This window comes from Mesonia aestuariivivens (assembly GCF_019311235.1).
GTDB classification, from domain to species: Bacteria; Bacteroidota; Bacteroidia; order Flavobacteriales; family Flavobacteriaceae; genus Mesonia; species Mesonia aestuariivivens.
On record NZ_JAHWDF010000002.1, the window covers coordinates 333186 to 340093 of the forward strand.

General features: G+C 31.8%; 7 protein-coding genes and 2 tRNA genes. 8 read left to right on the forward strand and 1 reads right to left on the reverse strand.

Translation table 11 applies throughout. The features are described from left to right. Positions 1-135 precede the first annotated feature (135 nt). The 6 genes from tsaD (at position 136) to KW502_RS03195 (ending at position 5458) form a co-directional block, all read left to right on the forward strand. The gene (gene tsaD, locus KW502_RS03170; RefSeq protein ID WP_219039080.1) at positions 136-1158 is read left to right on the forward strand and encodes a tRNA (adenosine(37)-N6)-threonylcarbamoyltransferase complex transferase subunit TsaD; all 1023 of its coding nucleotides are present in this window, start codon (positions 136-138) and stop codon (positions 1156-1158) included. Positions 1159-1167: 9 nt separating this feature from the next. Continuing rightward, positions 1168-1881 (forward strand): 16S rRNA (uracil(1498)-N(3))-methyltransferase, encoded by a 714-nt coding sequence (locus KW502_RS03175; RefSeq protein ID WP_219039081.1) that lies wholly within the window; start codon positions 1168-1170, stop codon positions 1879-1881. A 100-nt stretch (positions 1882-1981) separates the two neighbouring features. Next, a complete protein-coding gene (locus KW502_RS03180; RefSeq protein WP_219039082.1) occupies positions 1982-2623 on the forward strand; it encodes a DUF4159 domain-containing protein in 642 nt (213 codons plus the stop codon). A gap of 3 nt (positions 2624-2626) precedes the next feature. Continuing rightward, positions 2627-3148: a TrmH family RNA methyltransferase gene (locus tag KW502_RS03185; protein WP_219039083.1), complete on the forward strand. Its 522-nt coding sequence runs from the start codon at positions 2627-2629 to the stop codon at positions 3146-3148. Positions 3149-3166: 18 nt separating this feature from the next. Next, a complete protein-coding gene (locus KW502_RS03190; RefSeq protein WP_219039084.1) occupies positions 3167-4264 on the forward strand; it encodes an AI-2E family transporter in 1098 nt (365 codons plus the stop codon). Then, complete coding sequence (locus KW502_RS03195; protein ID WP_369412509.1) at positions 4265-5458, forward strand: class I SAM-dependent methyltransferase; 1194 nt, start codon at positions 4265-4267, stop codon at positions 5456-5458. A 73-nt stretch (positions 5459-5531) separates the two neighbouring features. On the opposite strand, the gene KW502_RS15355 is transcribed toward KW502_RS03195, so the two are convergent. Continuing rightward, positions 5532-5945: a hypothetical protein gene (locus KW502_RS15355; protein WP_255554019.1), complete on the reverse strand. Its 414-nt coding sequence runs from the start codon at positions 5943-5945 to the stop codon at positions 5532-5534. Positions 5946-6440: 495 nt separating this feature from the next. Here KW502_RS15355 and KW502_RS03205 point away from each other — a divergent pair. Together KW502_RS03205 and KW502_RS03210 are read left to right on the forward strand one after the other, a co-directional pair. Next, a tRNA-Ser gene (locus KW502_RS03205) sits at positions 6441-6525 on the forward strand. A 64-nt stretch (positions 6526-6589) separates the two neighbouring features. Further along, positions 6590-6664: transfer RNA gene (locus KW502_RS03210), tRNA-Pro, on the forward strand. The last annotated feature ends 244 nt before the right edge of the window (positions 6665-6908 follow it).

Sequence of the window (6908 nt, forward strand, 5' to 3'; positions counted from 1 at the left end):
TAATAGGGTTTCTTTATTCGTAATAATGTTGCTAATTTTGTATAAGCAATAGCAAGATTACTATATTTTCAATGCAATGCAAATTTAAGTAGCTTTGCCAACAATAATAACAATTTCTGTACCTAAAAATAGCTAATGGCCTCACAAAATATTTATATACTTGGCATCGAGTCTTCTTGCGATGATACCGCAGCAGCTGTACTCTGTAACGGTAAAATTAAAAGTAATATTATCGCTACTCAAAAAATTCATGAAGAATATGGAGGTGTGGTGCCAGAACTTGCTTCTCGAGCGCACCAACAAAATATTGTTCCGGTGATTGATCAAGCCATAAAAAAGGCAGGAATAACGAAAGAAGATTTAACGGCTATAGCCTTTACTCGTGGTCCCGGATTGATGGGTTCTTTATTAGTGGGCACCTCTTTTGCTAAATCTATGGCTATGGCTTTGCAAATTCCTTTAATTGAAGTAAACCACATGCAAGCACATCTGTTGGCTCATTTTATTGAAGAAGATGATTTTGAAAAACCTAACTTTCCCTTTCTAGGATTAACCATAAGTGGCGGTCATACGCAAATTGTACAGGTTAACGATTACTTTAGCATGAAAGTGATTGGTGAAACTTTAGATGATGCAGTAGGTGAAGCTTATGATAAATGCGGAAAAATGCTAAATCTTCCTTATCCTGGTGGACCTTTACTAGATAAACTAGCTAACCAAGGAAACCCTAAAGCTTTCCCTTTTCCGAAACCTAATGTAAAAGATTTAAATTTTAGTTTTAGCGGACTCAAAACTTCTATGCTTTATTTTTTGCAACGTGAAGAAAAAGTAAACCCTAATTTTATTGAAGAAAACCTCAAAGATATTTGTGCTTCATTTCAATATACGGTGGTTAAGATTTTAATGGATAAATTAAAGAAAGCTGTAAAACAAACCGGCATCAAAGAAATAGCAATTGGTGGCGGGGTTTCTGCTAATAGCGGAATTAGAACCGCACTTATTGATGCACGACAATGTTTTGGCTGGAAAACTTATATCCCTAAATTTGAATACACCACAGATAATGCAGCAATGATTGCTATTGTGGGTCATTATAAATACCTTAATAAAGAATTTTCAGATGCAGGTGTTACTGCTCAGGCTCGTTATTCACTTTAATTTCTTTCTATGCAATTATTTTATAATCCTGAAGTTTCTGAAAATCAACAAGAAGTTATTTTCCCTAAAGATGAAAGCAAACACATAGTTAAAGTCTTGCGTAAAAAAGAAGGTGATAAGTTAAACATTACCAATGGTAAAGGTTTTTTATTTTCTGCTGAAATTATCGAGTCAAATCCCAATAAATGCAAAGCTAAAATCATTGAATTTGAAAAGGAAAGTCAAAAAAAATACCAATTGCATTTAGCGGTAGCTCCTACCAAAATGAATGATCGTTTTGAAACTTTTCTAGAGAAAGCTACAGAAATTGGTTTAACTAGCATTACTCCAATTATTTGTGAACACAGCGAAAGAAAAATAATTAAGTTAAATAGATTTGAGCGTGTCTTGCAAAGCGCGATGAAGCAATCGTTACAGTATTCATTACCACAAATTTCAGAAGCCATTTCGTTTAAAGAATTTATGCAGCAAAACCATGCGGGACAAAAATTTATAGCTCATTGTGAAGAGCACGATAAAAAATCACTTCAAAAAGAATTAGACCCAAGAAAAAGCTACACTATTCTTATTGGTCCAGAAGGAGATTTTTCTCCTGAAGAAATAGAAATGGCTATTCAGCATCAATTTATACCAGTAACCTTAGGGCATACTCGTTTGCGTACAGAAACAGCTGGAATTGTAGCGGCGCATACTGCGGCTTTAATTAATGAATTTCAAGAATAGTGATTAAATTGCAATGGGAAACATCCAAGGTTTTTAATGGATTTTTGAAAAAGTACCACTAATAAAAATCTACCTATATTTATCAAAATTTTCAAGAATAATGAAAAAGTTTTTTTTTCTTTTATTGAGTTTTGGGTTTAGTTTTTTACAAGCACAAGAAATTGCAGTTTTAAAATACAATGGCGGTGGCGATTGGTATAGTAATCCTACCTCTCTTCCTAATCTTATTGCGTTTTGCAATGAAAATATAGGGACCGCTATTCAAAAGAAACCCGTAGCGGTAGTTTCTAAAAGCACTGATATTTTTAGTTATCCGTTTGTTTATATGACAGGACACGGTAATGTCTTTTTTACTGAAGAAGACGCATCAAATCTTCGGAACTACTTAATAAGTGGTGGTTTTCTTCATATAGATGATAATTACGGCATACGCCCATACCTAGAAAAAGAACTGAAAAAGCTATTTCCTAATCAAGAATTGAAAGAATTACCGGCAGATCATCCTATTTTTTCTTCAGCTTATAATTTCCCAGAGGGTTTACCGAAAATCCATGAACATGATGGTAAACGCCCGCAAGCTTTTGGAATGACTTATGAAAATAGATTAGTTTTATTATTTACTTTTGAGACCGATTTAGGAGATGGTTGGGAGAACCAAGAAGTACATAACGATCCTACAGAAGTACGACTAAAAGCATTAAAGATGGGTGCTAATATTATAAAATATGCTTTTGAACATTAAACAATGAGTGAACAATTAGACCATTATAGCAATAAATTTTCTTCGGAAAAATTTCCTATTATTTTAATTACCGCAGACGTGAGTAGTCCAGCGAACTTAGGAAGCCTATTTCGTTTAGCAGATGCCTTTCATATTGAAAAAATTATTTTTTGTGGTATCGATGAGCATATTATTGATAGCAACCGTTTAAAGCGCACAGCAAGATCTACACAGCAACATGTTCTGTATGAGTTTAAAGAAGATATTTATCAAATTATCGATCAGTTAAGTGCTGAAGGTATTCAACTTTTAGCACTAGAAATTACAGATGATAGTGTTGCTATAGCGAATCTTCCGTTAGAAAAAAATCAGCGTTTAGCTTTAATTATAGGCGAAGAAAATATTGGAGTGCCTTCAGGTGTGTTAGAAAGAACTTCAAAAATTATTCATATCCCTATGTTTGGTAAAAACAGTAGTATGAATGTTGCTCAGGCTACGGGTATTGCTTTATATGAAATTACTAAAAAATTGAGTTCATTTCAGTAGAAATAATATCTTTACAACGTGAGTAAATCGTTAAGTAAATCTGTAGCCTTAGGAATATTAAAAGCTCTTGCTGTAGTGCTAGGTGTACTTGTATTTTGTTATTTTATCTACAAAATACAATCTGTGATCGTTTACATAGCCATTGCAGCCGTCATTGCTTTAATTGGTAGGCCTGTTGTAATCTTTTTAAAAGATAATTTAAAAGTGCCCAATCGTCTTTCTGTAGTAATTGTATTACTACTATTCTTATTTGCTTTTATAGGCTTGATTGCTTTGTTTGTGCCAATTATTGTACAGCAAAGCGAGAATTTAGGGCAAATAGATTTAAATGCATTTAAAAATGACCTGAATGTGTTAAACGCTCAGGTTAGAGAGTTTTTAGGTGTACAACAAATAGATATTATTGAAGGCTTTAGGCAAACCAGTTTTGTAAAAAACTTTGATTTACAGGTGATTCCTGATTTTATGAACCTACTCTTTGGAGGTTTGGGCACCGCTTTAATTGGTGTATTTTCAATAATTTTCATCTCTTTCTTTTTACTTTCAGACAGCTCACTTATGCTTAATAGTGTTTTAGTATTTTCTAATTACGGAGATGAAGCGCGCTTTAAGCGAGTTTTTGAAAAAATTAAAGTTTTATTGTCTAGGTACTTTGTGGGGCTTACGCTTCAAATATTAGTTTTATTTATACTTTATACTATTTTATTAACTGTTTTTGAGGTTGATAACCCTATTGCTATTGCCATTATCTGTGCGTTTTTAAATGTAGTTCCTTACTTAGGTCCTTTATTTGCAGGGGTTTTAATGACGCTTTTTGTAATCTCTAGTAATTTAGGGGCAGATTTTTCATCTATTATTCTTCCAAGATTAATTTACGTGATGAGTGGTTATGCTATTGCTCAGTTAATTGATAATTTTATCAATCAACCGTTAATTTTCGGAAAGAGTGTAAAATCTCACCCTTTAGAAATTTTCTTAGTGATTTTGATTGCTGGTTTGCTTTTTAATGTTGTAGGTATGATTGTAGCCATACCCGTTTATACCGCAATAAAAGTAATTGCTAAAGAAGCCTTTAGTGAATATAAAATTGTAAGAAATCTAACGAAAGATTTATAAATGTTGCATAAAGCTATTCTTCAACCGGAAGTTCAAGAATTTATTAGCAAAAATTTAAAAACAGATCTTCCTCAGCTTATTTTAAAAGGTAGCCCCTTTAATAAAATTTCAATTCAAGCGTTAGCCTCACAAATAGAAAGCAAGCGTAAGGCTGAAAATAAAATACCGTATTGGTTTGCGACCGAAAATATTTTATATCCTAAAAGTTTAAATTTAGAACAAACTTCTTCTGAAATTACGGCGAGACACAAAGCAAATCAAATTGATGGTAAGCGTATTATTGATCTTACTGGTGGTTTTGGAATCGATAGTTTTTTCTTTGCTGAAAAGTTTGAAAAAGTGACACATTGTGAGCTTAACGAACAACTTTCAGCAATTGCGAAGCATAACTTTCAATACCTGTCATCAAAGAAGAATATAGAGTTTTATGCAGGTAATGGTATAGATTTTTTAAAAAACGCAACACAAATGTACGATTGGGTTTATATAGACCCTTCTCGAAGAGATCATGCAGGGGGTAGAGTTTTTCAATTGCGAGATTGTGAACCAGATATTATTTCTCATTTAGAAATGATATTGCAGCACGTTCAAAAAGGAATATTAATGAAGACCTCTCCTCTACTCGATTTAAGTTTAGGGTTGAAAGAATTGAATTTTCAAGTTCAAGAAATTCAAGTCATAGCTGTAAATAATGATGTAAAAGAGTTGCTATGGAAGATTACCTCAGAAAAGAACACACAAGAGCTTCCTATTACTGCTATAAACTTTAACAAAAATGATAAGCAGGTTTTTAAAGCAGATTTTTTCAGAGAAAACTCAGCTCAGGTACAATATAGTGAACCGAAAGATTTCTTATATGAGCCTAATTCTACTATTTTAAAGGCTGGATTTTTTAATTTGTTAGCACAACAATTCCAGTTGCAAAAAATCGCGCCTCATAGCCATTTATATACTTCAGAGGAATGTGTGAATTTTCCTGGGCGTACTTTTAAAGTTGAAAAATCTTTACCTTTCCAAAAGAAAAATTTTAAAAAAGCTGGAATTAACAAAGCCAATATCACAACAAGAAACTTCCCGCTAAGCGTAGATCAAATTCGAAAAAAATTAAATATTAAAGAAGGAGGAAGCATCTATTTATTTTTTACGACAAATCTTAACAATGAAAAAATAATTTTAATCTGTAAAAAAGTCTAGTTTTTTTTAAAATTATTAGATGATAAATTTATAATTATAAGAATTGTGTAAAGTCAATTTTTAATAATTTTTATTAACCTCTGTGCTTCAATTTGTTACTCAAAGCTTTTATAGATGCTTTCTTTTTAACAAGATCATCTAACTTTGCTTCAAAAGAAATGGACTTAGTTACATTAGGAAAAGAAAAATTTCCTTTCGCTATAGAGTTTGAAATTAATACATTAAAATAATTAAGAACTAATAACATGAGCTGTAAACTGTTAGTTTTGGTAATGGTAAAACCTAGTTTTTTTGCGGTATTTTTATTTAAAATATAAGTAGTTCCTGTAAATCTTATTTGCCTAACATTATTCTTTTCATATTCTTCTATTAAATTGACTAAACCTTCTAAATATTGCTGAATAATATAATTTGTACGCTGCTTGCTATTCCATTTAAAATTTAGCACAAAATAGTAATCTAATAGCGTACCCCCGTGAATTTGCAAAACACCATTTTTTTCTTTTTCGACGATGAAAAAATTTGAATAATAAATTAATTTTCCACTTTTTTTATTGTTAGGTACATCAATAAATGGTGCGATAATCGTGAGTAATAGATAAAAAACGAAAAATGCTATGAAGTATATGTTGCTTTGCCAAGCAATTATAAGAGCGATAATAAATAGCAAGAATGCATAACAACAAACAATAAGTTGAATCTTTTTTTGTTCTTTTTGCTTTTTTTGATAAAATGGATGATTCAAAATAAAAGATTAGTTAGTTGCAAATAAAATATTATGTATAAAAATAGTGTTATAAATACAGATTTTTTTGCAATAAAATTTTTGTTTTAAAATTATTCAGAAAAAAATAAATATATAAGTAGCTGCATTTAAAATACATAGAATTTAATTTAAAAAACCTTATATTTTCTTTGGTGAGAACGTAAAGAGTACATATATTTGCAACCGCAAATTGATTTGCAAAGTTCATAATTTATTGGAGAGGTGGCAGAGTGGTAATGCAGCAGCCTGCTAAGCTGTCATCCTTCGGGATGCCCGGGTTCGAATCCCGGTCTCTCCGCCAGAAAAAAAAGATTTGGTAGTTTCAAAATATATTCTATATTTGCACTCCCAATAAAAAATACCTTCGGGGTGTAGCGTAGCCCGGTCATCGCGCCTGCTTTGGGAGCAGGAGGTCGCAGGTTCGAATCCTGCCACCCCGACTAAAAGCCTCTTATTTTTAAGAGGCTTTTTTTATTGTTATTATTATAATTCTTCATTTCAATTCTTCTTACTTTTTCTTGTCATTTTTTTCACTCCTATAAATTCACTCCTAAAAGCGGATCAAGTCTAAAATCTGGGTTTTTACGATTTTAAGAATATAATTTAATCAATCGATATAAGAAGTATTCGGTATTCCTCACTCCTCTAAATTGTGATCTAAAAGCCTTTACTTTGGCATTAAAG

Bases quoted from the DNA above. Each gene is read 5' to 3' on its own strand.
- tsaD (WP_219039080.1), top strand. From the start codon at position 136: ATGGCCTCACAAAATATTTATATACTTGGCATCGAGTCTTCTTGCGAT.
- KW502_RS03175 (WP_219039081.1), top strand. From the start codon at position 1,168: ATGCAATTATTTTATAATCCTGAAGTTTCTGAAAATCAACAAGAAGTT.
- KW502_RS03180 (WP_219039082.1), top strand. From the start codon at position 1,982: ATGAAAAAGTTTTTTTTTCTTTTATTGAGTTTTGGGTTTAGTTTTTTA.
- KW502_RS03185 (WP_219039083.1), top strand. From the start codon at position 2,627: ATGAGTGAACAATTAGACCATTATAGCAATAAATTTTCTTCGGAAAAA.
- KW502_RS03195 (WP_369412509.1), top strand. From the start codon at position 4,265: ATGTTGCATAAAGCTATTCTTCAACCGGAAGTTCAAGAATTTATTAGC.